Raw genomic sequence first — 26,244 nt, 5'->3', positions numbered from 1 at the left:
AGTGGGCAGCCGGAGTGGTGGTCAAGCAGTAGCTATTATTCCATAATAGCTACTAGAGGGAGCGTAAATCTGAGCATGTAGTGATAAGGACTGAGCGAATTTTGCTCAGTTTTTCTTATTCAGGTTTTTTAGTTAAAACGTCATGATCAAATTGTGCTTATCATTGATTGTAATAAAGGTTGTAGTATAAGACGTGAATTTATAGTTATTTATTAATTCATTTGTATAGATTAATAAATTGACAGTTAAGAAAATAGATTATAAACTTACACAAAGTAACTGTATTTCAAAATGTAATTATATAAAAGAAGAGAGGACAATGGTTATGGAAAGAACATTCTTTAGCAATCGTGCAACATATGTAGGCGACGTATCCATCCATGTTACGAATCTGAACAACTCACTTGATTTTTATCAGAACATCATTGGATTCCATATCCTTGAAAGGAATGAGCGGAAGGTGGTCTTAACAGCGGATGGCAAAACATCATTACTCACCTTAGAGGAGCCAGAAAAAGTATTATCTAAGCAGGTGAAAACAACGGGTTTGTACCATTTTGCATTATTATTACCAACACGTGCTGATCTTGCTTCTTTTTTAATGCACTGTTTGCAACAAAATGTCCAGTTAGGGGCATCTGATCACCTTGTTAGTGAAGCATTATATTTATCAGATCCAGATGGTAATGGTATTGAGGTCTATTCTGATCGACTATCGTCAGCGTGGGAGTGGATAAATAATCAAGTGACCATGGCAACAGAACCGTTAGAAGGTGAGGGGCTTCTAGCTGAATTGAAATCACCATGGATGTATTTACCAAATAAAACGGTTATGGGTCATATTCACTTGCATGTCGCACACTTAGAAGAAGCCAAACAATTTTATGTAGAAGGTCTTGGATTTAACGTCGTTTCCAACTATCCTGGTGCATTATTTATATCTACAGCGAATTATCATCATCATATTGGACTTAATATATGGAATGGTGAGGGAGCACCGGCACCGGAAAATAATAGTGTGGGTCTAAAATTATTTACACTTGTTTACCCAGATAAGCAAACATTAGATGATGCAATCGACCGCTTAAAGGCTAGTGAGGTTAAAATAAAGGAAGAGAATAATGGATACTTAGTGGAAGACCCTTCAAAGAATCTCATTCATTTACGGAAATAAAAAAGCTATCATTTCCTAGCTCTTTCTTTGAAGAATTTCTAAAGAAATTTAAATATGTCTACATGTTTTTGTGACTTTTTGATACATTAAACCGTAGTACAACTGATAACTTTTTGTAGAAGAGGAAGGTCACATGGCATATTTATTTTTGATTATTGGTTTCGTTTTGTTAATTAAAGGTGCAGATTTATTTGTGGATGGTTCATCGAATATTGCTAGATTGCTTCGCATTCCACCAATCTTAATAGGTTTAACAATCGTGGCATTTGGTACTAGCTCACCTGAAGCAACGGTGAGTATTGTTGCGGCTTTACAAGGTACTGCAGATGTTTCAATGGGGAACGTTATTGGGAGTAATATTTTTAATTTAACACTTGTCGTTGGGATTGCGACGATTTTGTTCCCAATCAAAGTAGAAAATGAGACGATTCGTAAGGAAATTCCATTTACATTATTGGCCAGTGTAGCACTATTAATTTTAATTAGCGATACGGTTTTACAAGGGTTTGAGATAAACTATATCTCTCGAAGTGATGGACTAATCTTTTTACTATTCCTTTCTGTTTTTATGTATTATGTGATTGAGGTCGCATTAAAGAGTAGAGAAAATACAGCGCAAGACAAATCAGCAAAACAAACAAAATGGGGGAAGAACATTTTAATTACAGTACTGGGATTAGCTGGTATTGTTATTGGTGGACAAATGGTAGTTAATAACGGGAAGGAAATCGCTTATTCACTGGGAATGAGTGAAGCTCTAGTTGGTTTAACAATCATTGCAGTTGGAACTTCCCTTCCAGAGCTAGTGACCTCCATTACAGCTGCTTTGAAAAAGGAAAGTGAAATTGCATTAGGAAATATCGTTGGAAGCAATATCTTTAATATCTTATTTGTACTTGGAACATCATCTGTGATTACGCCACTAGCTGTTAATGGTAAAGTTATTATAGACATTATCATGATGATTGGTTTAACGGTTTTGCTGCTAATTTTTTCGAGGACAAATTATCGAATAGGGAAGACAGAGGGAGTATTTCTTGTAGCTGGTTATGTGCTATATGTAGCTTACATTATTATTCGGAATTAACAAAAAAATAAGCATAAGATGAACTGCACCTCCGTTGTTAGACAGATCTTACAATAGGGTGCAGTTCAATTATACGTTAGTGCTCCTATTTTATAACTGTTGGTACCAATTTCTCGCAGCCTCTACCTCATTTAACGTTAACTGATGACCTTGATTTTCCCAATGTAATTTTACATTTGCTCCTGCATTTTCTAATAATTGCCTCAGTTCTTCAGATTCTTCAGCAGGACATATTGGATCATTCGTACCTGCTGCAATAAATACATTGATCCCAGAAAGATTTGGTAATGAAATTCCTCTTCGAGGTACCATCGGGTGATGAAGAATAGCACCTTTTAAGGGATTTTTATAATGAAAAAGTAAACTTGCAGCAATATTAGCGCCATTGGAATATCCAACAGCAATGATATGATGACGATCAAACTGATAGTTTTCTGCAGCCTCATCTAAAAATTCATTTAGTTCTTTTGTACGGAAAATTAAATCTGCTTCATCGAATACTCCTTCTGCTAATCGTTTGAAATAGCGTGGCATTCCATTTTCAAGAATATTACCGCGTACACTGAGGATATTCGCTTCTGGATCAATTTTACTTGCCAATGGAATAAGATCCTGCTCCGTTCCGCCTGTACCATGTAATAATAAAAGCGTTGGTTTTGTTTGATCTGTTCCTTTTTGAAAGATATGCTTCATGATGAATCTCCTTCCTGGATTATGCGCGGCGTCCAACTTGTTTAAGAACATCAATTAACGATTTCTTTTGCTCATCGTTAATTCCGATAAACAATTCTTCAATAACCTTTTGATGCTTTGGGAATATTTCATCCATTAATTCCTTCCCAGCATGCGTAATATGAATATAAACAACGCGCCGATCTTCATGGCAATGTTGCCTTTCAAGTAGACCTTTCTTTTCTAGCTTATCAATCACGTATGTGATAGAGCCCGTACTAATTAATACTCCTTCCGATATTTCTCGAATCGTTTGATTTCCTTTATGGTATAGCGTTTCTAATATAGTAAATTCAGAAGTTCGCATACCATAGCTGCTGATATCCTTTTTTATTCGCTCCTGAACGGCTTTTGAAGACTTCATTAATACAACAAATGATTTTAATGATAGATTTTCACTCAATATTTAACCACCTTAGACATTTATATTTAATTAATTTATTATTAATTAAATGTAAATCATTCGTTAGAGTCTGTCAACTTATTCATGTGTGTAACAATCGTCATTTATTTCTTATCAACTCTCTTTTTCGTGCTAAAAGTCTTTGGAATTCTTCATCTAGTTCCTCTGAAGGTTCTATACTAAGTTTACTTAGTATTTCTGTAATTTTTGTTTCTAATACAATCAATTCTTGCTCTGTTGCATTTTCTTCCGTCTTTGGTATATGGTTTTTGAATTCGTCATAGGTACCTTCAAAGATGTCAACTGTACCACTTTTAAAAGCAATAATTCGTGAGGCAATGCTTTGGATAAAACGCCGATCATGGGAGACGAATAGTACTGTTCCCTGATAATTTTTTAGCAATTCTTCCAGTGCTTCTACTGCTTCGATATCTAAAAAATTGGTTGGCTCATCTAAAACAATGGTGTTTATATTACTTACAAATAACTTAGCAAAAGCAACCTTTACACGTTCTCCCCCACTAAGTACTTGCACACGTTTATACACATCATCTTGAGAAAAGTGGAGCCTTGCCAATACAGTCCGAATCAAGGTCTCATCTTGAATCGATGTAATACTGACATTCTTTATAATGGTTTCATTTGTATCAAGTATATCTAGGTTTTGACTAAAATAACCAATTTTCATTGATGGCGAATGATGAACATGTTCTCCTTCGTTTACCATTTTTTTAATGAGCGTAGTTTTCCCACTTCCGTTAGGACCAATTACGGCGATTTTATCTCCGCCTCTAACGTGAAAACGAACTTGATTAAAGAGAGTGCGTTTTCCCACCTTTCCTTTTAGGTCTTCAACACGTAAGATTATCCTACCATTTATCTTTATATCATTAGGTAGATTCATTTTAATGGGAGTAGGTTCTTTCACTTTATCCACTTTTTCTAGTTTCTCTAACCTAGTTTCTATGGCTTTGACTGTTTTCCGTAATTTTTTTTGTTTATTAGCAAAATAGGGTTTGGCACCTGTTATTTTGGCTTCTGAGTTAGTTGTCTGCTTTGGCTTTTTAGTTGCTCGTTGCGCTTTTTGTTCTTTTAATTCTAGGGCTTCTTCCAATTGCGTTTTCTTTTTGATATATTGATCATAAGCCTGCTCCTGCTGTCTTCTTTCGAGCTTCTTTTGTGCGCGATAATCTGAGTAATTGCCTTTGTATACGGACAATCTCCCGTCTTCTAATTCCCAAATGGTCGTACATAGTGCATCTAAAAATTCTCGATCATGGGAAACGATGATCAATGCACCATGCCATTTTTGTAGCTGTTTTTCCAACTTTTCAATATGAAATGTATCCAAATTCGTAGTCGGCTCATCCGCAAATAAGATATCTGATTTTTTTGCCAAAGAATGGTTTATATATTCTTGTGTAACTTCACCACCACTTTTGGTCGTAGTTGTTCGTTTCAATTGGGGAAGTAATTCACGTGTTCCTTGTGAGATTACCTCACCTTCTTCAGGCGTTTCTTCACCTGCCAGTAGTTGGAGCAAGGTTGTTTTTCCGCTTCCATTTTTTCCGACAAGACCTATTCGATGGTGCTTATGGATACGAAGTGTTTCTACATCAATTAATTTCCGATCCTGTATAAATACTTTTAATTTTTGAGCTTCCAATAACTTCATACATTTCATCTCCAATTCCTTTAAAAGTAGAGACAAAAAATGCCTCCCACTCATTTCAGAATAGGAGGCAAATGTGTATTGGCTAACTTACACGGTTGTCTGCGAATAATCAAATACATTAGACAGCGTTTTTTTAACCAGTCACATCAAGCACAATCCTATTCTGAAACTTCGTTAATGGCATAGCAAAATAAACAGATTGAATCTGTTATTAGACTACCCTTACTCGAATGTTTTCAGTGAATAGGATTAGTACTTCATGTAATTAGGTCACCCTTTACAATTTTATTAGTGCAATTATATATAATTTCCTTTATTTTGTCTATAATACAATCGGCTAATAATTCAAATATGGTGTTAGACATTTATGATAGCCCTTTACAAAAGAGCAAGTATTTTATATAGTGTATATACCTAATATTTCTAGGTAGGTGAGAAAATGTTTAACCGAGAGTTAGTAAAAGGAAGTACTTCCTTACTTGTATTACAGCTTTTAAATGAACGCGATATGTATGGCTATGAGCTAGTTAAGGAAATGGACCAGCGTAGTGAACATCATTTGCAAATCAAAGAAGGAACATTATATCCCGCGCTCCATAAACTCGAAAAACAGGGATATATTACTTTTTATTGGCAAGAGCAAGAAAAGGGACCAGCAAGGAAATATTATTGCATAACAGAGCAAGGGAAAGCAATGCTGGAAGAGAAAACAAATGAATGGCATCGCTATGTACAGGTGATGAACAATTTAATCCGGAGAAAGGAATCATGAAGACAGCAAGTCAATACTTCCTTCAAGAACTAGAACAAGCAATAGGTGATCATCCAGATAAAGTTAATATTTTAGCAGAATATGAATTACATGTTCATGAATGGATGAAGGAAGAAGGTGCTGAATCTGTAGATAACTATTCGAAATTAATTGAAAGACTTGGTTCCCCTCAAGAAATAGCACTTTTGTGGAGACAGGAAGCAGCGATTACTCCTAAAAAAACACAATGGTTATTCGTTGGTTTAAATATTGCTATGTTTCTTGGCGGAGTAATTCTAACAATAATTTATAATGTTTTCTCTTGGCATTGGGTGGAGCAATTATGGCATGGACTAACAGAGACTACTTTTATTATAATGATTGTTTATACATTATTTTGGGGACTATTAGGCTATGAAATTGGTAAGGAGTTTGGTGATGGTGGTAGAAGGCTATTACATAAAACGTTTATCGTCTCTGTTGTACCAAATTTACTGCTTATGTATTTAACCCTTTTTAAACTTATTCCCTATGAGTGGTTTCAGCCCTTGTTAAATGTGCCCTTTATCATGCTTTGTATAGGTTTTACAATAGTTTTATATCCCGTGTGTTTGGTTGGTTTTCGTTGGGGACGTAAATTATCTGTATAATAAGTGCTTAGCCTTAATCATACGATACAGCGTAGTGATTGTTTTACTAAAAGTAGCGTGATAATAACAGCAACTTGATCGCGCTGCTTACACATTAATTTCAGATAAAAATTTTTAGTTACATACATAGTTATTCTATATACATAGTTATTCTATATATAAAATAACAATGTTTGGAGGGATTAGATGGTAAACCAAATAAATTTGCGAGGTGTGTGGTTATTATTAGTATCTTTGGGATTAGGGATAGTTGCAGAAGTTTGTTTTTTTCATGGTAAGATAGGTATCTCCTATATCGTATTTATTGTGGCATTATATATGGTAATATTTCTGCATTTTCAATTTGCATTTTATCATCGAAGAATTGGTATGCTGTTGATGGTTGTTATTTGGCTATTAGCAGGAAGTTATTTATATTTGGACTCGATTCTGTTTTATGAAATAAACTTAGTTGTTATTCCGTTACTTATATATTGTCATCTTGTCTTAATTACAACACCAGACCAATACGCTTGGGTTAGTATTGAATTTGTAACAATATTGAAAGAAAAGTGTAGCCAGTCCGTACGTTATAGTTTAAATGCTTGTGACGAATTATTTAAACGGGTTTTTAAATACAATAATAAGGATATGGTAATACCTATAAAACCCATACTGATTGGACTAGGAATTGGTATCCCATTGTTACTCATTGTTATAACCTTACTAATGTCTGCCGATAAGGTGTTTCAAGAATTAGTGCTGCGTGTACCCAATTTTATAATGCAAATGAATCTTTTAAAGGAATTTTGGCGTATAGCTATTGTGCTATTAGTAGCATTCTTTTTCTTCGGTTTGTTTCGTGTTTTGCCAAAAAAGCCCTCTACTCGTGAAGGGATAACAGGCCCACAAGAAAAAAATTGGAACGGGCTGACAGCAGTTACGATTCTTCTCATGCTGCTTTCTGTGTATTTACTGTTCGTGTGCATTCAGTTTTCGTATTTTTTTGGTGAAAGCCTTCATTCCGGTTACACTTTTGCTGAATATGCAAGGAAAGGTTTTTTTGAATTAATCATTGTAACATTAATTAATTGGTCGATACTAATTAGCTTTATGCGCTTCGTACAAAATACTAGTGTCAAGCTTAACCGTATGTTAAAAATTCTTTACACTTTGCTGATAGGTTTGACTTCGATTATGCTTATTTCTGCATATCAAAGGCTCAGTATGTATGAAGAAGCATATGGTTATACGTTAGATCGAGTATTAGCGCATGGATTCATGATCTTCCTTATGGTAATATTTGCATATACATTAATACGTGTATGGTTAACAAGACTATCACTTTTGCATTTTTATCTTATAGCAGGAATGATCTTTTATACAGGGATGAATGTGATCAATATAGAAAAGCTTGTGACAGATAAGAACTTAGAAAGATATGAAGAGACTGGAAAGATAGATATCTATTATTTGAACACACTTTCATATAGTGGATGGAATGGCTTGCTACAACTATATACAAAGGAACCTAACTATCATGGATTAGAGGAGTTATTAATAGGACGAATCAACCAGGTGCAGCGGAATACAGAAAAGTCGTGGCAATCCTTTAATTTTACTAGACAGAAGATAGAAGACAAATTAGATAATTTATATGTAGATTAAAAAACGATCCCTGGTTTTTCAATAGGGAGTTTAATGCAAGGGGGATCTTTATGAACGCATACATTCCTACACACGTTGCTATTATGATGGATGGTAACGGCAGATGGGGAAAACAACGAGGGTTAACGAGAAGTGAAGGACATTATGCTGGAGCACAAGCTATGGAGCATATTATCGATGCTAGTATAGAATTAAATATAAAAGTCTTAACATTATATGCTTTCTCATCGGAAAATTGGTCACGCCCAAAAGATGAAGTTAATTATTTGATGCAGCTACCTGTTAAATTCTTTAAACAAAAACTTCCAGAGTTTCAGAAGAGAAATATAATGATTCGCTTGTCAGGAAATATCGATGAATTGCCAAAGCGGACAAAACAGTCACTTATTCAAGCTGTCGAAGAAACAAAGAATAATACTGGAATCGTTGTTAACTTTGCCTTTAATTACGGAGGAAGAGCTGACATTTTACAAGCAATCCGTAAGATCATTGATGAAGCTCGAAATGAACAAATTGATATTAATCAAGTAGACGAAAAGTTGTTTCGAAATTACTTGTATACAAGTGAACTGCCAGATCCAGAGTTAGTAATTCGTACTGGTGGAGAAAAAAGAGTTAGTAATTTTCTATTATGGCAATCTTCTATGGCAGAGCTCTATTTTTCCGATGTGTACTTTCCGGATTTTAATGAACAGGAACTATGTGCTGCAATACGAGAATTTCAACGTAAACAATGGACGAAACATAGCGAACTATTAAGTTAAAAGCTCAAGCTTGGTCTAGCCAAGCCTTGAGCTTTTTTATAATCTAGGAAATTATAAAATAATTTTGGAGGTTATATTCTAGTTTCCATAAATAGCATTGACTATCTCTGAGCCTTATCCTTGCTTTAAAGATTCTGAACGGTTTGAAGCTTATAGTCTTTCAATTTACCTTGATAAATTGCTTGAAAATGATTAACTTGCTGTAAATCATGTGGTGTTACTAAGGATATAGGCTTATCAAAATCGACGATGTCACTCTCTTTCAATACACTTGCAACAAACTGAGAGCAAAAGAAAGCATTTTTTCGGTTAAATGGCATATTAAAAATAATGGCAATTAACCCTAAGAAATTATAGCGATACTTATCTTTTTCCTCTTCAAGCTGTTGAATATATGCTCGCATTTGCTGCCATTGCTGTTCCGTAATAGTAAAGGATAGAAGTACACCTGTTGCCTGCTTAAATAGTCCATTTTTTACGTCCTCTTGAACAAACCCACCGATAAAAGGATTTTTAGCTGTTTTTCTTCCGAAACTATAAACACGTTCCAAAGAAGGATCAAACGAGATAGAAGCATGATTGTATGGTTTTCTAGTATATAACCGGATCAGTCTCGTAAAAACTGTCCCAGTATCTGTTAGCAGTATATAAACTTTTTTATTCTGCATAGCCCTCTCTCCCATTAAGCGATACTTCATGAGTTAAAATTTCTAAATGATAAGTCCAACTATATTAATTAATACGTAATAAAGTCCTAAATAGATTCTAAAAAATTTTTAGATTTTGTTCTAGTCTAGGAAATTATAAAATTAGCCATGTGGAAAAATATGGGTGTGTTGAGCCGTCCAGCTCCAGTGCTCAGAAACGAGGCGACTTCACGACACCCTAGGATAGTTATCATCGGCTTGTAAGCATACCGTGATTCCTTTATCTCCGTTGACTCGCTCCACAGTCGCTACGTTTCTAATTGAGCGCTTGTGTTTTTGTTCCTACTTAATCATAAGGTACTACTTCATTAATTATAAGTAGCTTAGGAAATATCTAGGTATACGACTTGAGATGTATATTTTCAAAACATGTGTTGACAAATTATAATACATGTAATAAATTTATTACACATGATAATTATTTGTTTGTCAATGGGGAAGAATAAGTGTCCATGGTAAATGCATTGATAATGAAGCCAGGAGTGTTAGAGAGAAATGGATAAGAAGCATCATTTAAATGGAGACCAGCTACTTGCTTTTTTTGAGGCATTAGCTAATCCTCATCGCTTAAAAATTATTTCTATTTTAGATCAGGAGCGAAAGTATGTTAGTCAATTGGCTAGAGAGGCAGAGATGAGCAGACCTTTATTGTATATGCATTTACAGAAGTTAGAAAAGGCTGGAATTGTCACGAACGAAATGGAGTTATCGCATGATGGAAAAGCAATGAAATATTATGAGCTCGCTTCTTTTGATTTTAGAATTACTCCAGAACTAATCAAAGAAGCAGCTAAAACAATAACATTTAAAAAGAAAGAAGGGAAATAGGAATGGATTCTGAAACAATGTATGAATTAGCAGGAATGCTTTTTGTTGTGTTTCTTATTGGGTTTGCGGTTGTATTACTTGTATCGCTTACGAAAGTGTGGCAGACAAGAATTAAAACTTCAAAGGAAGAGGTATATCAAAAACTTGCTGCCGAAGCAATTGAAGTACAAAAAGCGTCTAATACGCATCAAGAAAAATTAACTGCTGATATGAAAGAAATCAAAGAAAAGGTTGCTTCCATGGAAAAAATGCTAAAAGAAGTGGAGTAGCAGTGAGAAGCTCAAATATAACTTAAAGACTTGCCGCTAAGGCGAGCAAAAAAGGTTTTAAGATAGTGGTTATGTGAAATGTTTCAGGGAAGTTCTTCTAGCGTAATAAAAGACTCCGACTTCAAGCAACACTGATCGAGTGTTGTATGGACATTATAATGTGGAGCATTTTTCAATCGTCAGGAAGGTTTCAACCAACACATGGTACGTATCGATGAAATAGTTAAATTAACTTTCAATTTGGAAAATATGTGCTATTCTAGTAATAGTTAAAAATGAACGGAGGTTTTCCTAATGATTTTAAACAGACTACGTTTCCAAAAGATTGAACTATTAACTGAATAAGTTCAAGGACGCTGGCTTGTACTGTAGCGTAAATGGGAATAGTCTGCCTTTTAGGAAATCATATAGTTCTGTAAAAAAGGGGGGTATACCTCCCTTTTTTCGTTTAGAAAAAATAAAGGGTGATCTATATAATACAGTACACAGGCAGTGGTCTGTGTTTTTTATTTGGTTATAATTAGCCATCACAAAAGGGGCACTAACTATGGGGAGGAGTGGTTGTCATGACATTGTCAAAAAAACAAGTTATGGAATTGGCGGAAAAACATAATATGAATTTAGTGGAACAGTCGCTAAAAGAGAATCAATCTGGATTAGATTTTCATGTTTTCTTTGCGGAGGATCAGCTTGGTGATCAATGGGTGCTTCGGATGCCGAGGCGTAAAGATGTAATTCCAAGGGCCCGACAGGAGAAGCGAATATTAGATATTGCTGAAAGGAATCTTACTGTTCAAATCCCAAATTGGTCTATTTTCACCGATGATTTGATTGCGTATAAGCTATTAACTGGTATTCCGGCAGGGACTATTGACCCTGAAGCAAAAAGTTATGTTTGGGAAATTGACGACAAGAATGTACCAGTTGAATTTCATATAACCTTGGGAAAAGTAATAAAAGAGCTACATGAAAGTAATCATCAATCTGCTAAGGAAGCAGGAGTGACCGTTTATACACCAACAGAATCACGAGCATCCATGAAAAGCCGTATGGATAAAGTGCAGGCAGAATTTACGATTAGTGATTCATTATGGGAGCGTTGGCAAAGTTGGCTTGAAACAGATGCGATGTGGCCAGAACAAACAGCAATGATTCATGGTGATTTACATGCAGGCCATATACTAATTAATAAGCACGCGGAGGTTACTGGGATTATTGATTGGACAGAAGCTAGAGTAGATGATCCTGCTAATGATTTTGTAGCGCATCTTGCATCATTTGGAGAGGATGCCGTGAAAAAATTAATTGCTGCATATCAAGAAGCTGGAGGTTATGTTTGGCCAACCATGTTTGAACATATTGTTGAGCTTACTGCAGCTTATCCGGTTTCCATTGCCGAATTTGCATTAATCTCTGGAATAGATGAATATAAAAACATGGCACAAGAAGCGTTGATGTTAAACAACTAGTCTTGTTTACTAGTATGTGTCAAAAAAGGAGACAGGGACGAAAGTGTTTTAAGCAAAGAAAAAGCGATGACTCGTGCAATTAAACGGATCTGGCAATATACTTCGCTTTATGTGGGCGGCTAACGAGTCTCATCGTGTTAACGTACTATGTGGCTTCGCCTATGCCTTTTTCCGCAGGATAAGGCATAGGCAGCGCTACATCGCACGTAGAAAAGCGCTCTTCTTTTTCAAGAAGTCTACGTATATTTCCGGAGTTATAGTAGTACATTCTTCATTTAGACTTGCATTTAGCTAAGTACCGCCTTGATCATTCTTTCTTTGTTGCCTGTGTCATTTGATTCCAAATAGAGCCTTTTGCTTCTTCTCCATCTTCAATTCGTGCTAAAGCCATCTTCACTTGCATTCTAACTTCAAATTCAGGATCTTCCATAGCAGTTCTTAGAGCTGAAATAGCAGTTTCATCTCCTAGCTCGTATAGAAACATCGCTGCACGCCAGCGAACAAGTCTGCTTTTATCAGATAAGGAGTGGATTATCTCAGGTATCGCCTCTTTAAATCCAAGGTCGGAGAGACAATCTCCTGCTGTTCGCCGAACATTGACAGCTTTATCTGTTAATGCTTTATATAAATAGGGAAGTACGTCTTTGTCTTCAATCATGCCGAGATAGGCAGTTGCTAATCTACGAATGGATGATTTTTCATCCTCTAGTGCTTTGTCTAAAACAGGTAAATCTTCTTTTGTTGGGTTCATTTGATCCAACGCAGCATAGCGTTCTTTCCAGTTCGGATTATTAAGCATTTCAAGTGTCACCTTTTTATTTAGAGAGGAAACAAAGGATGTATCATTAGTTAAGGCATAATTGACAAGGTCAGATAATCGCTGGTTGTCGTAACTTGCTGAAACCTCCTCAACGACATCCTGTCCGATCTCCTCTAGATCACCGTATCGCGGGTTTTGCTCGATCCATTTTCGTTCTTCAAGCATGTTTTCTGAAGCTGTGGAAGCGTTCATTGCAGCGTTCATAAATCTATCAGGCAGGCCGAAGCGTTTTTCATTGTCACCTTCTGTTAATTTCACCTGCATCGGAATATAGCGGAATGTTTGAATATAAACATGGACTTCTCCAAAAGCCTCTTCGTTACTAGCGCTGGTCGAAATAACATCATCATTTTCTTTTTCTACTGATCCTAAAACTTCTCGAACCGCCGGAAGTATTTCCTCCCAAGCAACTCGCGGATTTCGCTCCAGTGCGATAAAATTAATGACGCGGTAGATACCTTTTACTCCTTTAATTTCGAACAATTCTTGTATATAAACAGGTGCATCCTGTTTGTCATCAGCTAATGTAAAGTTTTGAGTTTGTCCATCCGTGAGGTGTTCATCAACATTAATTTTCATGGAATATGGGCTAGGTGTTGGTTCAATTGATACAATCTTCATAAAACATTCCTCCTTTTTAGATTAAAGCTTAACGCTAGTTGAATGAGCTGCCGACTTAACATTTATCATTCCTACTTTTTGCTGCAAGAGCTAAGCGATAGTAACTATTAATTTTAACAAATGGCCAAAAGATAATCTATATGGATATATTAAAATTCTAATAGCATATGGTTGGTATGATATAATAGTAAGGTTGATTTTAAAAGTTAGCTTACAGGGCATCTTCTCATGTAGGAGATGTTTTTAATCGTATAGGAGGATGGAAAGATGGAAAAAGTATCAATAAACGAATCAAGGACAGTGCAAACAAGGCTGGTGCTCCCACCAGATACGAATCATTTAGATACTATTTTTGGTGGAAAGGTATTGGCTTATATCGATGAAATTGGTGCTCTTTGTGCGATGAAGCATGCAAAAAGTGCGGTTGTTACGGCATCAATCGATTCGGTTGATTTTCTTTCATCAGCGAAAGCCGGAGATTCCTTAACATTGGAAGCTTTTGTTACATATACAGGAAGAAGTTCAATGGAAGTATATGTGAAAGTAACGGCGCGTGATCTAATTAATCAGGTTGAAAGATTAACAACGGAATCATTCCTCACAATGGTTGCAGTCAATGAACAAGGACAACCTATCCCTGTGCCACAAGTATATCCAGAAACGAATGAAGAAAAGAAATTACATGAAACAGCTCCATATCGAAGAGAGAATCGGAAAAGGCGTGCGACAAATAGAAAGTAGAAAAAAGAGGCAGGGACAACACACACTTCTTTACTCAAAATACGAATAATCATGTTATCAATAGGAGTATCATCGCCGCACCGTGAAACTATATGCGCTTTCCGCGAGCACAGCCTCAGCTAACTTGGTAAAGAAAAACACGTTACCAAGTGGATCTTCGGACTCGTGCTGTTCCCGCCGGATCCTCGCTTATTTCAGGTGCTAAATTTATTATTCTAATCAAAAAACGAAAAGATATTTAATTCAAATTAATTATCTTTTCGTTTTTTATTGTTTCTTCATTCTTTTGTCTCAGCCTCTTTTTTGTAGAGAAAAGAATAGCTAGCAGTCATCCATTTATCATTCCTGCCGTTGTTCCAGTAAATTTCTAAACCGTTCTTTAAATAGCCTACGATCTTCTTTTGAAAAAGGTTTCGGCCCTTTTGTTCGTTGCCCACTTTTTCTTGCCATAGCACTTAAATAGCGTGTTTGTAAAAGCTGGTCAATATTTTCGTTCGTATAAAGGAAGCCTTTGTGATGAACTACTTGACAGTGTTTAGCAAGCCCTAAGGATGCAAGGCCGTAATCCTGAGTTACAATAATGTCACCTTTTTGTACTAATTTCATAATTCGATAATCTGCTGCGTCAGCACCTGCATCAACATAAATAGTTTTGACTCCATCTAATTCGCGTCGATTAGAAAAATGGGAAAAGCTTTGAACAAGTGTAACAGTAATTTCAAATTCATTCGCTAACTGAATGACAGAATCCTTTACAGGGCAAGCATCTGCATCTACATATATTTGCATGATAAAACTCCTCATTTGTACTTATATCTTGGGGTGAGCATAGTTTGAAAGCTCTCAAATGTCAAGTTAAAGTATATGTTTTGTTTTGGTTATTAATGTGCACTTTACAATAGTGTACGACATACACCATAATGTTTTTAGGAGTTGATAAGATGAGCGATATTAAACAGCACTTAGATAAACTAACGCAGGAACTACGTAGGGGTACGCTAACAATTGGTGTTTTAAGTCAATTATCGAAGCCACAGTATGGATACTCTCTAGTAACGAAACTAAATGGAGAGGGAATCCATGTTGAACCAGGGACGTTATACCCATTGCTAAGAAGACTAGAAAAGCAGGGATTGCTGGAAAGCACTTGGAATACAGATGAAGCCAGGCCACGGAAATACTACATGTTAAGCAAAAGAGGTGCAGAAGTATTTGAACTATTATGGCAAGAATGGGAGGAAATGGTGGATAGCTTAAACCATTTAATTGGTTTAGAAAAAGGAGGAGACTCGGATGGAAATCATCGATAGGTATATTTACGCAGTGACGCAGCGGCTGCCTCAATCGCAGCGAGCAGATATTTCTCAAGAGCTTAAAGGTCTAATTACAGATATGCTGGAAGAACGAACGGATGGAAAGCGTACTACTGATAAGGACGCTGAGCAAGTATTACTCGAGCTAGGAGACCCAAAGCAGCTTGCGGAGCAGTATCGTGAAACAAAAAAGTATATCATAGGTCCTGAATTTTATGATCCATTTATGACGGTTATGAAAATAACATTATATTCTGTTGTTATTGTTATGAGTTTTGAATTTGTAATTCAAATTATCATGAACCCAGCAAGTCTATTGGAGCAGTTTGTAGATTATATTGTGTCATTTTTCACGATGATACCTATGGCGATTGGCTGGGTAATAGCTGTATTTGTATTGTTGGAGTATGTTCAAGTAAATGGACAAGATTTGAATATAGAAAAGAATTGGACACCATCTGATCTTCCGCAACTTCCCGACCTAAAAAGACAGATTAAGCGATCCGAACCGATTACAGCGATTATTTTCTTTATAATTGTTATGGCAATGGCGGTCTTTTCAAGTAACTACTTTGGCGTGTGGCGCTTTGAGACAGGAGAATTTGCTACTGTAGTCCCGTTCTTAAATGAGGATACGTATTCAGGTTATATGTTATTTATCCTTCTCATTCTTAACCTGGCTATAGTTAAAGAAATTGTCAAACTAATAAAAGGAAAATGGACTAGTAAATTGCTTATATTTACGGTGGTGATTGATATAATAACCGTTGTGGTAGTTCTGTTGATGGTAACCGGCCCTGATTTTTGGAACCCCGCGTTTATGCAAGAACTTGAGCAGGCTGGTATGATAACAGAGAGAAGTGAAAGCTATGAAACTGTTGAAAAAATCTGGGAAACGGCAACTCTTTGGACATTAATTTTAATGATTGTAGGGTTAATATGGAATATCATTGCTGGGTGGTTAAAAGTTAGAAAAATGAATAAATAGATGTTTTCTTTTTCCGCCATATTGATTATAATTACTATCAATTATAATCAATATGGTTTTTTATTAGGGAAGAGGTGGAATTGATGAGGTTAGTTGAGCCAGCTCAGGAATGGGAAAAAGAACACCGAGCTTATGTGGAAGAATGGGGACTGACACGGATGATTCCTAGTAGTTTTGACTTAACAGGACATGACACTTATGGTGCCTACCTGAAGGCAAGGACTTTAAGACAAAGCGGTCATGGGAATCGTGTACCAAGCTCAAATTATTTCTTAATTAATGATGAGAATAGAATAGTAGCAATGGTTGATATTCGACATGAGCTTAATTCTTTTTTATTAAATGTTGGTGGGCATATTGGATACAGTGTTAGACCCTCCGAACGTAGAAAGGGATATGCCACTCGTATGCTTCATGAAGCTTTGGGAGTGTGCAAGGATTTAAAGATAAAGCGTGTACTAGTAACATGTGATGAGGATAATATTGGTTCAGCCAAAACCATAGTAAATAATGGTGGGTTAGAGGATAATAGCTTTATTGATGAAGATGGCACACTGAAAAGGAGGTTTTGGATCAACAATGACTAACAGCATTGATTCTATCATTATGGAATACATGAAAAAGGAAGACTGGCCAGAGGTAAGAGATATCTATATAGAGGGTATTAAGACAGGAAATGCAACATTTGATACAGAACCACCAACTTGGGATGAGTGGAATAGTAAGTATTTACAAACATGTAGACTTGTTGTACGTGAACATGGTAGAGTCGTAGGCTGGGCTGCTTTACTGCCAATTTCATCTAAGAAAGCTCACGCTGGTGTTGCGGAGCTAAGCATTTATCTCGGTGCAAAAAGTAGGGGAAAGGGATTAGGGAGAAGGCTAATGGAATTTCTAGTAGCGGAAAGTGAAGCTGCTGGTTTCTGGACACTACAATCTGGTGTTTTCCCAGAAAATGTAGGAAGTATTTATTTACATGAAAAAGCAGGATTCTATGAAGTGGGTATTCGAAAACGAATTGGAAAACTAGATGGCGTATGGCGTGATGTTATTTTATTGGAGCGGCGAAGTAAAGTTATCGGGATAGACTGAGCTGCTAATAAAGATCGCACCAGTTTTATCCCACATATAACTGTCAGTAAGACCCCCACTTCAAGCAATAAAGTGAAACCAATATTGGTAAGTGGGGATCGACTGTCAGTAAAGGTCTGATTGGAGGATAAACAAAATCCCCCACTAATTGAAGTTTCCTTTTATTTGACAAGCCCATTCCTTTAGCGATTTTGCTTGGTTGGATCTCTTTTTTCTCCGTTTTTCACTTCCTTTAGTGTAGAATTCACCAAGATGCTCTTCATTGTGTTGCTTTTCAACAGCTTGTTTGCATTATACACCAACCTGTTTTATCCTTTTCCTTCACCTAAATTTCAGATCGAAAGCTTTTGCCAAGTTCATCACTAATACCAAAGTAATGTCTAAAATTGTATAGTAGTGGACTCCATTTGTTTGGATTAATATGATTTTCATTCATAATAATTTCCTTATGTGCATGTACATGGATAGCCTGTGTTTCAACAATTGCAAAGAATGGAGCGTATTCGGGAATCTGAATATTCTTCACGATCGCTTCAATTTGTATGGGGCACTCTGCAATACGATTTGGCTTAACCTCTTTGGAAGGACAAGGAGTTAGCCCGCTAACAGCATACTTTTCCTTCTCATACTTGAATCCATTGTCTTTTTTAAAATTTGGTACAGGGTCTTTCCCGGTGTATGGAGCGAGTCGTTCAACATTCTCCCAGAGGGAGGGGTCTGGAATATTAAGAACACATTCAGGATGTCTCTCTAAGTTTTCGATTGCTTTTCCACCTAGACCAATTCCTAATACGATCGTATTACCTAATGCCCACGATGATGACAATGGACTAATATTAACTGTTTCATCCTCATTGCATGTGTTTAGTAAAATAACTGGTGTTCCGTAATAAAGAATTTTGGGTTGAATTGTTTCAGTGACGGGTACGTGCTTCCATTTTTTTGTTCTCATGTTTCTATCTCCTTTCATTCATTAATTTGATTGTATAACGTAATTATTTCGATTATCATCGAAATATGAATTACAAAAGGAGGAAGTCTATGAAAACAAATACAAATGCGGCGATAATAGCTTCACTTGTAAGTGAAGCGTCAAGAGCTGCCATATTAACGGTATTACTAGACGGTAGATATCATCCTGCTAGTGAGTTAGCGTATATGGCAGGAATAAAACCTCAGACAGCAAGCTTTCATCTAGCAAAAATGGTTGATGCAAATGTCGTAGCTGTTTCTCAGCATGGAAGGCATCGATATTACGGAATCCAAAGTCAAGAAGTTGCTCAAGTAATGGAATCTTTTTTATCGATAGCACCACCTATTAAGATTAAGTCTTTAAAGCAAGCAAAGGAAGATAAAGCCATTCGTTATGCTAGAACTTGTTATGACCATCTTGCTGGTAATCTCGGTGTAGCAATAACGACTTCCTTCCTTCATAAAGGTTTAATTGATGAAAAGAAAGAAATATTCACAATTACTGAGGATGGGAAAGAATTTTTTACAAGTTTTCAAATAGATCTAGAGAAGCTAAAAAAGAAGCGTCGTTCTTTTTCACATAAATGCTTAGATTGGAGTGAAAGGCGACCACACCTTGCCGGTGCACTGGGAAATGCATTGTTAGAGCGTTTTATAGAATTACATTGGATTCAGCAATTACCTAAAACACGTGCGATAAAAATTACAGCTGAGGGAGAAAAAGGATTTAAAGAAATATTCGCTGTCGATATGTCACATTCATCGTAAAAACTGCAAATGTATAATTTGCCCCAATTTCTAGAAAATATTTAGAAGTTGGGGTTTTATTTTGTGTTAAATTTATTAGTCTTGGTGTTATTTAATGATTTTACCTATTGTAATTTATCTGAAAAAGTAATATACTACATTACATGACTAATGCACTAACCTACATCTGATTGGAAGGGAGGCTGCAGGAATGCATTTGAGTACTGATGGCACGAAACCTATCTACGTCCAAATTGCAGAATGGATCGAAACAGAAATATTAAATGGTAATTTCCAGCCAGATGATAAAGTATTTTCTCAATATAAACTCGCAGAGATGTTTACCATAAATCCTGCAACTGCAGCTAAAGGATTAAATATATTAACAGACGAAAAGGTTTTGTATGGAAAAAGGGGGCTTGGAAAGTTTGTAACAACGGAAGCAAGATCAATCATTGTTGATAAACGGAAGAATCAAACATTAAAGGGACTCATACTGGAAGTAGCGTTGGAAGCAGACCGGTTAGATGTAGACGAAGAAGAGTTAATAGAAATGTTAAAGCTAACAATGAAGAAGCAAAAGGGGGATGTGTAATGGGATTGATTACCTGTGAAGAATTAAGTAAAAGTCGAGGAGGCGAAAATGCATTAAATGACATTTCCTTTTCTATCAATGAAAATACAATTACTGGACTGGTTGGTAGGAATGGGGCGGGAAAAACGACATTATTAAAGATTCTTTCAGGATTATGGAGGGAATCTTCTGGGAAAGTGCATGTTCTTGAGGAACATCCTTTCAATAATTTATTTGTTGCTGTTAACTCTATTTATATTGATGATCAAATGGTATTCTCACAGACACTTTCTCTTAAGGATATTCTTATAGAGGCGGAACGATTTTATCCAAATTGGGATAGGGAATTAGCCAATCGTTTATTTGAATATTTTCAATTCCATCCGAAGCAGAAACATGGTCAATTATCTAAGGGGAAGCGAAGCACCTTTCATATGATTTTGGGGCTAGCCTCAAGATGTGCAGTGACAATCTTTGATGAGCCAACAATAGGTATGGATCATGCTGTTCGAAAGGATTTTTACAGAGCATTATTAAAGGATTATCTTACTGTTCCGCGAACGATTATCATTTCTAGTCATCACCTAGAGGAAATAGAAGAATTGCTAGAGCATGTCCTGTTGTTAAAGCACGGAAAGAAATTATTTCATTTGCCAATCGATGACGTTAAGAATTATGCGATTGGTTTAACAGGTAGAACTGAAATAGTAAGGCAATGGGTTAAAAATAAACAGATCATCCATATGGAGAATGTTGGTGTAAATAGCTCCTATGTAGTTATTAAAAATGACCCATTTGATTTAGATCAGGCTAGGCGACTTGGCATTAGCGTATCACCTGTTACTCCCAGTGATCTTTGCATTTATCTAACTGATCAGGAACAAGGGAGGATTGACGATGTCTTTAAATAGTATTTCATTTAGAAGTCTGGTTTACAGTCAGTATATATATAAATTAAAAAGCTATATAGGATTATTTAATTCTTTGGTTGTTTTACAGCTACTTGCCATTCTTTTTGCTCTAGGTGGCTCTGGTATGAGTGGTACGAGTGGATATGGGATTCGTATAGATGTTAATTATTACTCCGCCGATTTAGTTATCATCTTCACCATCCTTTGGGCATTTTTTAGTTCTATATTAATGACAACTAGAAGCTATCAAGAAGAAAGCTATACATTTGTTACGAATCGGCTTAGTAATAATCTTTCAAATATCGCAGTCATATTGACTATGAGTATTATTAGTGGTTCAACGGCATTACTATCCAAGCCGTTAATGAAAGTAGTCTTATACGTAATTGGTGACACATTTTTTATAGAAGCAGAAACGGCGATTAGCAGGATGGATCAACTAAGTGGAATTATAGCGACCATTTTGTATATTTTATTAGCAGGCTCGATTGGCTATCTTATTGGCACTGTTGCGCAAATGCATCGACTTCTCACTATCATTGTTCCGGTTGTATTCATAGGAATACTTGTTGCTTTTGATGGGGAAGGGCAATTCACTTCCAAAGTGACAGCGTTTTATTATCAAGAAACCTCCATATTACTATTTAGTGCAAAGATGGTTGTAACGATTGCCTTATTATGTAGTGCAGCTACACTACTTAGTAATAGAAAGGAGGTTAGACAATGAATGATGTTATCGTAACCTTTTTACCTATTGTCTTACTTCTTGTTATTATTACAATCGTATTTGTTATATCAAATGTATGGAAGAAATATGTAGGTGGTTATAGAAGAGGTATCAAGTGGTTGTTTGCACTATATATTATGACGCTACTTATTGCTGCTTGTATTTCTTATATATTACCAATTGAAAAGCCAATTAAGGAAGAGAAGGTAGAGAATGTACCGTATATATATGATTATATAGAAAGTGGAAGGAAAGATGAGATTGATCCTCGGTTTATCCGTCGACAATGGGAATATTCATTGGCAGAAGAAGAACTGCAAATCTATGCACCTGAGAATAATTTCAATGGTACAACGATTCTCGTAGAACGGACGGATGATTTAAAAGACAAGGTTGAGGTCACTTTTTATCAAACACCTACTTATATGTATGGAAAGCGAATGACAGATCAAGCCCCGTTACCAATTATCAAGCAAGAGAAAAATGTACTATACATGATGAAGCCAGAAGAAGTTTCAGTAGAGGAGAATACCTTTAAGAGGGAATTTCCATTTAACCAATTTACTGGTGAGGAATTTATGAGTAATGGTGCAGACATTTCTTATGGTCAGGATTTACTTTTTGTCCGTATTGATCATTCCATTAAGGTTCACTTAGATGAATCTGCTGGAATGCATATATTTAAATCAGAGTGAGGCTTTCCCTAAAGGTTTATACAGTGATGTAACTGAAAGGACGAACAATAGTAGTGAAGCGTAGGAAATATACGTAGACTCTACGGGAACAGCACGAGTCCAAAGATCCCTGTAGCGACTCGAAATGAGGAGCTACAGAAACGGAGGCCGTGCCCGTGGAAAGTGAAGTATATTTCCGATGCTGTCATACATCTAGTATAGTTCGTCTTTTTTTGATAAGCCTACTTTTGTCCCTGCCTCCTTTCAAACATATTCAGTACGTAGCATTCCCATATGTAATAAGTCATGCCATTTCCCATTTCGATATAAAAATTGCCTAGATCTTCCTTCGTGAAAAAACCCTAATTTTTCATAAAGCTTAATAGCCTTTAGGTTAAAGGAAAACACTCGTAAAGATAGTCGGTGTAAATTCATTTCTGAAAATGCATAGTTTAGTAGCAGTTGCATTGCCTCTTTACCATAGCCCTTTCCCCAGTAGTCTTTATTACCAATATCAATAATGCATTCTGCGTTGTGGTTTACATTGTCTATTTGTATTAGCGAAATAACGCCTATGGGTGTTTCGCCGCTGTCTTTAACGGTAATGATGTAGCTTTTTGATGTGCTACTATGGAGAATGACTTCTCTGACAAATGATTTCGTTTCTTCAAATGTATAAATATCTAGATTAGGACTCGTTGTCTGCATAACATCTATATCATTTCTCCATTGGTGGTAAAGGTCCGTATCCTCGATTGTCATTTTTCTTAACTTTATTCTAGAAGATTCAAATAACATATGATCACGCTCCTATTTTTGGGGTGTTTGTACTATTGGACAAAGCAAAGTCTTTAACGATTCCAAGAAAAAATCTATTTGTTTTTCCATGCTTGTCACCTGTGATCCAAGTAAATCGGTGTTTAATATCATTCCATCCATAAATGAAATAAGATAGTGTGCAATGGTATCTCCATCTGTAACTGGATTTAATTGACCGGCATCTTTTCCTTGTTGGATGGTATGTTTAATTCCTTCAACCATTACTTCATATCGCTTTTTAATATAAGAGAAATGCTCCTTGTTGTTAACATAGTTAGAAGAAAGAAAGAATTCACTGCGTGCTTGTACAAGGGATGGCTGATTCGTGTGAATATCTACTAGTTGTTCAATCCAAAAAGTAAGTTGTTGCCAAACCGATTTTCTACTATCTATTTGGATATTCGGCAACAGGTACTGATCGTCATTATAGAGTACCTCCACAAAGGCATGATCTATATTTTTGAAATAATTATATATTGTTCCCCTTGATACACCAGCAATATCAATAATGTCTTGTATAGTTGCATTTGTGTATCCTTTACTTAGAAAGACTTCACGGGCCGCAAGTAGTAGCTGTTGCTTTTTTTTCACTTTGTATGTACTAGTAACTTTGGGGGCCATATATTGCCTCCTTTACCTAAAGTGACAAGTATGTCATTTTAGGTAATTATAAATGACATCCTAATTAAAATCAATGTGCTATATTACAACGAATTTAAATATTTAATACATTTAGTGTTTTTTGATTCGTATTACCTAAGACAATCACTCCTGTAAAAACAGGCTCTTCTAAATATAGGCTTTTATGCCTCTTAAAATGGGGAATTTTATGCTATATAATAGTAATGTTAATGCTAATATATTTTATGATGTATGACTGAAGCTTCAAGCAGCACCGAGGTGAGAAAATGGAATCCTTAAACTGGATTAATGGACAAATCAGTCGGACACAGAATTCCCTTTACATGTTAAATGCTCAATTAGATGAAAAACGCAGGGAATTGGAGCGACTGGCATTAGTCCATTCTAATTTATATGATTATCAGAAAGAGCTTAAACAGCATAGAGATCTATGTGTAAACCCAGAATTATCAGAAACTACATGGTATGGACAACTTGCAAATCAGTTCAAACAGTATCGGGATCAAGAAATTCTATCAAATTATCAATCCCTGTATGACTATCAGTTAGTTCAAACGCTTGATCAATTAAATGACAAAATAAGGGAAACGAAGCAAGCCATTATTGATATTCGTATGGATGTATCTACACATAATACGGAGCTTGATCACTTATATGATAAGCAACGAAGGGAGTTAATGAGTTAGTGAGTGAAGAAATAAAGCTAAATTATGCACCGATAGAAAAGGCGTTAGCAAACTTACGAACAAACATTCAGTCATTGGAAAATAGAATACCAAGTGATGCCCAAAGTGACATATCATTAGACATGGTAAATAAAGTAAACGAAATTAATCTTTTATTAGAAGATGTATTGAGCTCTTACCAAGCATTACTTCTTACTCATGAACAAGAAACATTGGAAGCAGTAAATCAATTATTAGAGACGGAAGAACGAATAGCTTCCAACATACAGATTGTTAAATAATAGGAAAACGACCACGATAACTCTTCAACAGTGTTCCCCATCAGGAGGTTTCCATGAAAACATTAGACATTCAGGAGTTAAATCACTATATTGATAGGTTACGAACAAAGCTTACAACTGTACAACAACAAATGAATGATATACGACAAGCCGTTCACCAATTGACATCGTTGGACCATGTTGCAAGGAAATACGGGAACTGCAATTCGCTCTTTTTTTGCAGATGTCCATGAACCATTTCTACAATATCTCGATAATTTTCTTACAGAATACGATCAGGCGCTTATCCAATTAAAAGAGGCTGTACACTCATATGAACCAGCAGCAGATGGCTTAGTTCAGCAATCTTTTTTAGAAAATGATCTGGAACATGGCTTACAGCGAGTGGAAGATGTGACGAAGGGAATAACAGATGAAGTAAATCATGAAATTTATAAGATCCAAGATATTATTTCTCTACCATTGCTCGATGACCATGATCTACTTAGAGGTATTCAGCAAGCTAAGAATAACAAGAATGAAGTAATCGAGCAGTTGTATGCCTTAGATCGTTCGCAGATGAATACGTTAGAGCCTCTGTTACAAGAACTAACAGTAATGAAAAACTATATGGCCAATATTAAGGACGTTTTTTATCGTGAAAGTAATTCTATTTCAACATATGATGGTTCAACTTTAAAGAATAGTAGTCCGTATGATGAAGTCATTAAAGAAGTTCATCCACCCAACGATCAATAGCTGAACTTCTATCAAGTCACAGCATATATGCGTAGCTAATCACTAATTTTTAAATAGGATATAAAAGAAAGACTTTGATAACAGTCAATCAAAGTCTTATTATTTTTTTGAATCGTATAGATTGGTTTTTGTAGAGTTAGGTTTTAATCTTCGAAAAAAGCTCGATTAATTTGTATATATTTTTCCTCTTCTTCTGGAATATCTTCTTCCATATAAATCGCTTGTACAGGACAAGCTGCTTCACATGCTCCGCATTCAATACATATATCGGGATCAATATGAAACATATCTTTACCCTCTTCAATGCAATCTACAGGACATACTTCTATACATTCAGCTGCTTTTTCGTTTTCACATGGTGAAGTAATAACAAATGCCATAAAAAAGTCTCCTTTACTTTATCGAATTACCATACTTTATAAGGCATAAGCTTTGTAGTGTTATTGTTTAGTACGTTGAAAAGGATGAAGGGAAAACGGTATTATGGTGCAACAGTTTATCCCACATATGACTGGCAGTAATACCCCCTTCAAGCAATAAAGTGAAACGAATATGGTACTTGGGGGATCGACTGTCAGTAAACACCCAATTGGTTCAAAGGGCCTTTAGGTCATATCCTTGTAAGTTAAGAAAGTATAAAATCAGTGTAATGACTGCGTTAAGCGAAGTAGTTATTTTGAAATGTTTGATGTATATTGGCAATGCTCCGACTAATTACTTCGCTTTCCGCGGGCACGGCCTC

The 26,244-nt window shown here is 36.0% G+C and carries 33 protein-coding genes; 23 read left to right on the top strand and 10 right to left on the bottom strand.

Annotation, left to right across the window (positions count from 1 at the left end; all coding sequences use genetic code 11):
* Positions 1-325: 325 nt before the first annotated feature.
* Both Q1A47_RS12880 and Q1A47_RS12875 read left to right on the top strand, forming a co-directional pair.
* A complete protein-coding gene (locus tag Q1A47_RS12880) occupies positions 326-1,174 on the top strand; it encodes a VOC family protein (protein WP_026679873.1) in 849 nt (282 codons plus the stop codon).
* A gap of 133 nt (positions 1,175-1,307) precedes the next feature.
* Positions 1,308-2,261 (top strand): calcium/sodium antiporter, encoded by a 954-nt coding sequence (locus tag Q1A47_RS12875; RefSeq protein ID WP_026679874.1) that lies wholly within the window; start codon positions 1,308-1,310, stop codon positions 2,259-2,261.
* Positions 2,262-2,351: 90 nt separating this feature from the next.
* Here Q1A47_RS12875 and Q1A47_RS12870 read toward each other — a convergent pair whose 3' ends face one another.
* The 3 genes from Q1A47_RS12870 to Q1A47_RS12860 form a co-directional block, all read right to left on the bottom strand.
* On the bottom strand, positions 2,352-2,957 hold the full coding sequence (locus tag Q1A47_RS12870) for an alpha/beta hydrolase (protein ID WP_026679875.1): 606 nt from the start codon (positions 2,955-2,957) through the stop codon (positions 2,352-2,354).
* Positions 2,958-2,973: 16 nt separating this feature from the next.
* On the bottom strand, positions 2,974-3,396 hold the full coding sequence (locus tag Q1A47_RS12865) for a MarR family winged helix-turn-helix transcriptional regulator (protein WP_026679876.1): 423 nt from the start codon (positions 3,394-3,396) through the stop codon (positions 2,974-2,976).
* 100 nt (positions 3,397-3,496) lie between these two features.
* Positions 3,497-5,071 carry a Vga family ABC-F type ribosomal protection protein gene (locus Q1A47_RS12860; RefSeq protein ID WP_026679877.1) on the bottom strand — a complete coding sequence of 525 codons (1,575 nt, stop codon included), beginning with the start codon at positions 5,069-5,071 and terminating at the stop codon, positions 3,497-3,499.
* 439 nt (positions 5,072-5,510) lie between these two features.
* Between Q1A47_RS12860 and Q1A47_RS12855 the strand changes: the two genes are divergently transcribed.
* The 4 genes from Q1A47_RS12855 (at position 5,511) to Q1A47_RS12840 (ending at position 8,883) form a co-directional block, all read left to right on the top strand.
* Complete coding sequence (locus Q1A47_RS12855; protein WP_026679878.1) at positions 5,511-5,843, top strand: PadR family transcriptional regulator; 333 nt, start codon at positions 5,511-5,513, stop codon at positions 5,841-5,843.
* Positions 5,789-6,472 (top strand): HAAS signaling domain-containing protein, encoded by a 684-nt coding sequence (locus tag Q1A47_RS12850; RefSeq protein WP_246484718.1) that lies wholly within the window; start codon positions 5,789-5,791, stop codon positions 6,470-6,472. Before Q1A47_RS12855 ends, Q1A47_RS12850 begins: the two co-directional genes overlap by 55 nt.
* 186 nt (positions 6,473-6,658) lie before the next feature.
* On the top strand, positions 6,659-8,119 hold the full coding sequence (locus tag Q1A47_RS12845; protein ID WP_121604400.1) for a DUF4153 domain-containing protein: 1,461 nt from the start codon (positions 6,659-6,661) through the stop codon (positions 8,117-8,119).
* 50 nt (positions 8,120-8,169) lie between these two features.
* A complete protein-coding gene (locus Q1A47_RS12840; protein WP_034678401.1) occupies positions 8,170-8,883 on the top strand; it encodes an isoprenyl transferase in 714 nt (237 codons plus the stop codon).
* 125 nt (positions 8,884-9,008) lie between these two features.
* Here the strand turns inward: Q1A47_RS12840 and Q1A47_RS12835 are convergent, their stop codons facing one another.
* Entirely contained in the window at positions 9,009-9,551 is a 543-nt protein-coding gene (locus tag Q1A47_RS12835; RefSeq protein WP_166530415.1) for a hypothetical protein, read from the bottom strand.
* A 534-nt stretch (positions 9,552-10,085) separates the two neighbouring features.
* Here Q1A47_RS12835 and Q1A47_RS12830 point away from each other — a divergent pair.
* The 3 genes from Q1A47_RS12830 to Q1A47_RS12820 all read left to right on the top strand — a co-directional run bounded on the left by Q1A47_RS12830 (position 10,086) and on the right by Q1A47_RS12820 (position 12,156).
* Complete coding sequence (locus tag Q1A47_RS12830; RefSeq protein WP_026679882.1) at positions 10,086-10,418, top strand: winged helix-turn-helix domain-containing protein; 333 nt, start codon at positions 10,086-10,088, stop codon at positions 10,416-10,418.
* A gap of 2 nt (positions 10,419-10,420) precedes the next feature.
* On the top strand, positions 10,421-10,687 hold the full coding sequence (locus tag Q1A47_RS12825; RefSeq protein WP_026679883.1) for a hypothetical protein: 267 nt from the start codon (positions 10,421-10,423) through the stop codon (positions 10,685-10,687).
* Between the two features lie 566 nt (positions 10,688-11,253).
* Positions 11,254-12,156 (top strand): macrolide 2'-phosphotransferase, encoded by a 903-nt coding sequence (locus Q1A47_RS12820; protein WP_121604401.1) that lies wholly within the window; start codon positions 11,254-11,256, stop codon positions 12,154-12,156.
* 307 nt (positions 12,157-12,463) lie between these two features.
* Here the strand turns inward: Q1A47_RS12820 and Q1A47_RS12815 are convergent, their stop codons facing one another.
* A complete protein-coding gene (locus Q1A47_RS12815; protein WP_026679885.1) occupies positions 12,464-13,597 on the bottom strand; it encodes a conserved virulence factor C family protein in 1,134 nt (377 codons plus the stop codon).
* Positions 13,598-13,864: 267 nt separating this feature from the next.
* On the opposite strand from Q1A47_RS12815, the gene Q1A47_RS12810 reads away from it, so the two are divergent.
* Positions 13,865-14,338, top strand: a complete 474-nt coding sequence (locus Q1A47_RS12810) for an acyl-CoA thioesterase (protein ID WP_026679886.1) — start codon at positions 13,865-13,867, stop codon at positions 14,336-14,338.
* A gap of 339 nt (positions 14,339-14,677) precedes the next feature.
* Here Q1A47_RS12810 and Q1A47_RS12805 read toward each other — a convergent pair whose 3' ends face one another.
* Entirely contained in the window at positions 14,678-15,127 is a 450-nt protein-coding gene (locus tag Q1A47_RS12805) for a YaiI/YqxD family protein (RefSeq protein WP_026679887.1), read from the bottom strand.
* Between the two features lie 152 nt (positions 15,128-15,279).
* On the opposite strand from Q1A47_RS12805, the gene Q1A47_RS12800 reads away from it, so the two are divergent.
* The 4 genes from Q1A47_RS12800 (at position 15,280) to Q1A47_RS12785 (ending at position 17,731) form a co-directional block, all read left to right on the top strand.
* The gene (locus Q1A47_RS12800; RefSeq protein ID WP_166530416.1) at positions 15,280-15,648 is read left to right on the top strand and encodes a PadR family transcriptional regulator; all 369 of its coding nucleotides are present in this window, start codon (positions 15,280-15,282) and stop codon (positions 15,646-15,648) included.
* The gene (locus Q1A47_RS12795; protein ID WP_166530417.1) at positions 15,632-16,639 is read left to right on the top strand and encodes an HAAS signaling domain-containing protein; all 1,008 of its coding nucleotides are present in this window, start codon (positions 15,632-15,634) and stop codon (positions 16,637-16,639) included. The genes Q1A47_RS12800 and Q1A47_RS12795 overlap by 17 nt, the downstream gene beginning before the upstream one ends.
* A gap of 83 nt (positions 16,640-16,722) precedes the next feature.
* Positions 16,723-17,226 carry a GNAT family N-acetyltransferase gene (locus Q1A47_RS12790; RefSeq protein ID WP_034678406.1) on the top strand — a complete coding sequence of 168 codons (504 nt, stop codon included), beginning with the start codon at positions 16,723-16,725 and terminating at the stop codon, positions 17,224-17,226.
* Positions 17,219-17,731 (top strand): GNAT family N-acetyltransferase, encoded by a 513-nt coding sequence (locus Q1A47_RS12785; RefSeq protein WP_246484719.1) that lies wholly within the window; start codon positions 17,219-17,221, stop codon positions 17,729-17,731. The genes Q1A47_RS12790 and Q1A47_RS12785 overlap by 8 nt, the downstream gene beginning before the upstream one ends.
* 325 nt (positions 17,732-18,056) lie before the next feature.
* Here Q1A47_RS12785 and Q1A47_RS12780 read toward each other — a convergent pair whose 3' ends face one another.
* Positions 18,057-18,683 carry a flavin reductase family protein gene (locus Q1A47_RS12780; protein WP_026679892.1) on the bottom strand — a complete coding sequence of 209 codons (627 nt, stop codon included), beginning with the start codon at positions 18,681-18,683 and terminating at the stop codon, positions 18,057-18,059.
* 89 nt (positions 18,684-18,772) lie between these two features.
* On the opposite strand from Q1A47_RS12780, the gene Q1A47_RS12775 reads away from it, so the two are divergent.
* The 5 genes from Q1A47_RS12775 to Q1A47_RS12755 all read left to right on the top strand — a co-directional run bounded on the left by Q1A47_RS12775 (position 18,773) and on the right by Q1A47_RS12755 (position 22,357).
* A complete protein-coding gene (locus Q1A47_RS12775) occupies positions 18,773-19,471 on the top strand; it encodes a helix-turn-helix transcriptional regulator (protein WP_121604405.1) in 699 nt (232 codons plus the stop codon).
* Positions 19,472-19,661: 190 nt separating this feature from the next.
* Entirely contained in the window at positions 19,662-20,045 is a 384-nt protein-coding gene (locus Q1A47_RS12770) for a GntR family transcriptional regulator (RefSeq protein ID WP_026679894.1), read from the top strand.
* Positions 20,045-20,935: an ATP-binding cassette domain-containing protein gene (locus tag Q1A47_RS12765; RefSeq protein WP_026679895.1), complete on the top strand. Its 891-nt coding sequence runs from the start codon at positions 20,045-20,047 to the stop codon at positions 20,933-20,935. The genes Q1A47_RS12770 and Q1A47_RS12765 overlap by 1 nt, the downstream gene beginning before the upstream one ends.
* Positions 20,922-21,662 (top strand): hypothetical protein, encoded by a 741-nt coding sequence (locus Q1A47_RS12760; protein WP_026679896.1) that lies wholly within the window; start codon positions 20,922-20,924, stop codon positions 21,660-21,662. Before Q1A47_RS12765 ends, Q1A47_RS12760 begins: the two co-directional genes overlap by 14 nt.
* Positions 21,659-22,357: a hypothetical protein gene (locus Q1A47_RS12755; RefSeq protein ID WP_026679897.1), complete on the top strand. Its 699-nt coding sequence runs from the start codon at positions 21,659-21,661 to the stop codon at positions 22,355-22,357. The genes Q1A47_RS12760 and Q1A47_RS12755 overlap by 4 nt, the downstream gene beginning before the upstream one ends.
* Positions 22,358-22,600: 243 nt before the next feature.
* On the opposite strand, the gene Q1A47_RS12750 is transcribed toward Q1A47_RS12755, so the two are convergent.
* Positions 22,601-23,134 carry a GNAT family N-acetyltransferase gene (locus tag Q1A47_RS12750; protein ID WP_026679898.1) on the bottom strand — a complete coding sequence of 178 codons (534 nt, stop codon included), beginning with the start codon at positions 23,132-23,134 and terminating at the stop codon, positions 22,601-22,603.
* A gap of 12 nt (positions 23,135-23,146) precedes the next feature.
* Complete coding sequence (locus Q1A47_RS12745) at positions 23,147-23,776, bottom strand: TetR/AcrR family transcriptional regulator (RefSeq protein ID WP_026679899.1); 630 nt, start codon at positions 23,774-23,776, stop codon at positions 23,147-23,149.
* Positions 23,777-24,063: 287 nt separating this feature from the next.
* On the opposite strand from Q1A47_RS12745, the gene Q1A47_RS12740 reads away from it, so the two are divergent.
* The 4 genes from Q1A47_RS12740 to Q1A47_RS12730 are packed head-to-tail and all read left to right on the top strand — an operon-like array spanning position 24,064 to position 25,502.
* Positions 24,064-24,483, top strand: a complete 420-nt coding sequence (locus tag Q1A47_RS12740; RefSeq protein WP_166530418.1) for a DUF5082 family protein — start codon at positions 24,064-24,066, stop codon at positions 24,481-24,483.
* Positions 24,483-24,764 (top strand): YwqI/YxiC family protein, encoded by a 282-nt coding sequence (locus tag Q1A47_RS12735; protein ID WP_026679901.1) that lies wholly within the window; start codon positions 24,483-24,485, stop codon positions 24,762-24,764. Before Q1A47_RS12740 ends, Q1A47_RS12735 begins: the two co-directional genes overlap by 1 nt.
* Before the next feature lie 53 nt (positions 24,765-24,817).
* Positions 24,818-24,997, top strand: a complete 180-nt coding sequence (locus tag Q1A47_RS20885; protein ID WP_366141136.1) for a T7SS effector LXG polymorphic toxin — start codon at positions 24,818-24,820, stop codon at positions 24,995-24,997.
* Entirely contained in the window at positions 24,942-25,502 is a 561-nt protein-coding gene (locus tag Q1A47_RS12730; RefSeq protein ID WP_299632332.1) for a T7SS effector LXG polymorphic toxin, read from the top strand. Before Q1A47_RS20885 ends, Q1A47_RS12730 begins: the two co-directional genes overlap by 56 nt.
* A gap of 143 nt (positions 25,503-25,645) precedes the next feature.
* Here the strand turns inward: Q1A47_RS12730 and Q1A47_RS12725 are convergent, their stop codons facing one another.
* Entirely contained in the window at positions 25,646-25,882 is a 237-nt protein-coding gene (locus tag Q1A47_RS12725) for a 4Fe-4S binding protein (protein ID WP_026679903.1), read from the bottom strand.
* Positions 25,883-26,244: the final 362 nt, after the last annotated feature.

It is taken from the genome of uncultured Virgibacillus sp., from assembly GCF_947495635.1.
GTDB classification, from domain to species: Bacteria; Bacillota; Bacilli; order Bacillales; family Amphibacillaceae; genus Virgibacillus; species Virgibacillus salarius.
This window is presented reverse-complemented; position numbering and strand designations above follow the sequence as displayed.

Excerpts from the sequence above, each read along its gene's own strand:
- Q1A47_RS12730 (WP_299632332.1), top strand. The coding sequence starts at position 24,942 with ATGTTGCAAGGAAATACGGGAACTGCAATTCGCTCTTTTTTTGCAGAT.
- Q1A47_RS12875 (WP_026679874.1), top strand. The coding sequence starts at position 1,308 with ATGGCATATTTATTTTTGATTATTGGTTTCGTTTTGTTAATTAAAGGT.
- Q1A47_RS12745 (WP_026679899.1), bottom strand. The coding sequence starts at position 23,776 with ATGGCCCCCAAAGTTACTAGTACATACAAAGTGAAAAAAAAGCAACAG.
- Q1A47_RS12795 (WP_166530417.1), top strand. The coding sequence starts at position 15,632 with ATGGAAATCATCGATAGGTATATTTACGCAGTGACGCAGCGGCTGCCT.
- Q1A47_RS12840 (WP_034678401.1), top strand. The coding sequence starts at position 8,170 with ATGAACGCATACATTCCTACACACGTTGCTATTATGATGGATGGTAAC.
- Q1A47_RS12860 (WP_026679877.1), bottom strand. The coding sequence starts at position 5,071 with ATGAAGTTATTGGAAGCTCAAAAATTAAAAGTATTTATACAGGATCGG.
- Q1A47_RS12815 (WP_026679885.1), bottom strand. The coding sequence starts at position 13,597 with ATGAAGATTGTATCAATTGAACCAACACCTAGCCCATATTCCATGAAA.
- Q1A47_RS12755 (WP_026679897.1), top strand. The coding sequence starts at position 21,659 with ATGAATGATGTTATCGTAACCTTTTTACCTATTGTCTTACTTCTTGTT.
- Q1A47_RS12830 (WP_026679882.1), top strand. The coding sequence starts at position 10,086 with ATGGATAAGAAGCATCATTTAAATGGAGACCAGCTACTTGCTTTTTTT.
- Q1A47_RS12850 (WP_246484718.1), top strand. The coding sequence starts at position 5,789 with ATGGCATCGCTATGTACAGGTGATGAACAATTTAATCCGGAGAAAGGA.
- Q1A47_RS12785 (WP_246484719.1), top strand. The coding sequence starts at position 17,219 with ATGACTAACAGCATTGATTCTATCATTATGGAATACATGAAAAAGGAA.
- Q1A47_RS12800 (WP_166530416.1), top strand. The coding sequence starts at position 15,280 with ATGAGCGATATTAAACAGCACTTAGATAAACTAACGCAGGAACTACGT.
- Q1A47_RS12760 (WP_026679896.1), top strand. The coding sequence starts at position 20,922 with ATGTCTTTAAATAGTATTTCATTTAGAAGTCTGGTTTACAGTCAGTAT.
- Q1A47_RS12765 (WP_026679895.1), top strand. The coding sequence starts at position 20,045 with ATGGGATTGATTACCTGTGAAGAATTAAGTAAAAGTCGAGGAGGCGAA.
- Q1A47_RS12835 (WP_166530415.1), bottom strand. The coding sequence starts at position 9,551 with ATGCAGAATAAAAAAGTTTATATACTGCTAACAGATACTGGGACAGTT.
- Q1A47_RS12780 (WP_026679892.1), bottom strand. The coding sequence starts at position 18,683 with ATGAGAACAAAAAAATGGAAGCACGTACCCGTCACTGAAACAATTCAA.
- Q1A47_RS12775 (WP_121604405.1), top strand. The coding sequence starts at position 18,773 with ATGAAAACAAATACAAATGCGGCGATAATAGCTTCACTTGTAAGTGAA.
- Q1A47_RS12810 (WP_026679886.1), top strand. The coding sequence starts at position 13,865 with ATGGAAAAAGTATCAATAAACGAATCAAGGACAGTGCAAACAAGGCTG.
- Q1A47_RS20885 (WP_366141136.1), top strand. The coding sequence starts at position 24,818 with ATGAAAACATTAGACATTCAGGAGTTAAATCACTATATTGATAGGTTA.
- Q1A47_RS12845 (WP_121604400.1), top strand. The coding sequence starts at position 6,659 with ATGGTAAACCAAATAAATTTGCGAGGTGTGTGGTTATTATTAGTATCT.
- Q1A47_RS12820 (WP_121604401.1), top strand. The coding sequence starts at position 11,254 with ATGACATTGTCAAAAAAACAAGTTATGGAATTGGCGGAAAAACATAAT.
- Q1A47_RS12825 (WP_026679883.1), top strand. The coding sequence starts at position 10,421 with ATGGATTCTGAAACAATGTATGAATTAGCAGGAATGCTTTTTGTTGTG.
- Q1A47_RS12740 (WP_166530418.1), top strand. The coding sequence starts at position 24,064 with ATGGAATCCTTAAACTGGATTAATGGACAAATCAGTCGGACACAGAAT.
- Q1A47_RS12770 (WP_026679894.1), top strand. The coding sequence starts at position 19,662 with ATGCATTTGAGTACTGATGGCACGAAACCTATCTACGTCCAAATTGCA.
- Q1A47_RS12750 (WP_026679898.1), bottom strand. The coding sequence starts at position 23,134 with ATGTTATTTGAATCTTCTAGAATAAAGTTAAGAAAAATGACAATCGAG.
- Q1A47_RS12855 (WP_026679878.1), top strand. The coding sequence starts at position 5,511 with ATGTTTAACCGAGAGTTAGTAAAAGGAAGTACTTCCTTACTTGTATTA.
- Q1A47_RS12880 (WP_026679873.1), top strand. The coding sequence starts at position 326 with ATGGAAAGAACATTCTTTAGCAATCGTGCAACATATGTAGGCGACGTA.
- Q1A47_RS12790 (WP_034678406.1), top strand. The coding sequence starts at position 16,723 with ATGAGGTTAGTTGAGCCAGCTCAGGAATGGGAAAAAGAACACCGAGCT.
- Q1A47_RS12725 (WP_026679903.1), bottom strand. The coding sequence starts at position 25,882 with ATGGCATTTGTTATTACTTCACCATGTGAAAACGAAAAAGCAGCTGAA.
- Q1A47_RS12805 (WP_026679887.1), bottom strand. The coding sequence starts at position 15,127 with ATGCAAATATATGTAGATGCAGATGCTTGCCCTGTAAAGGATTCTGTC.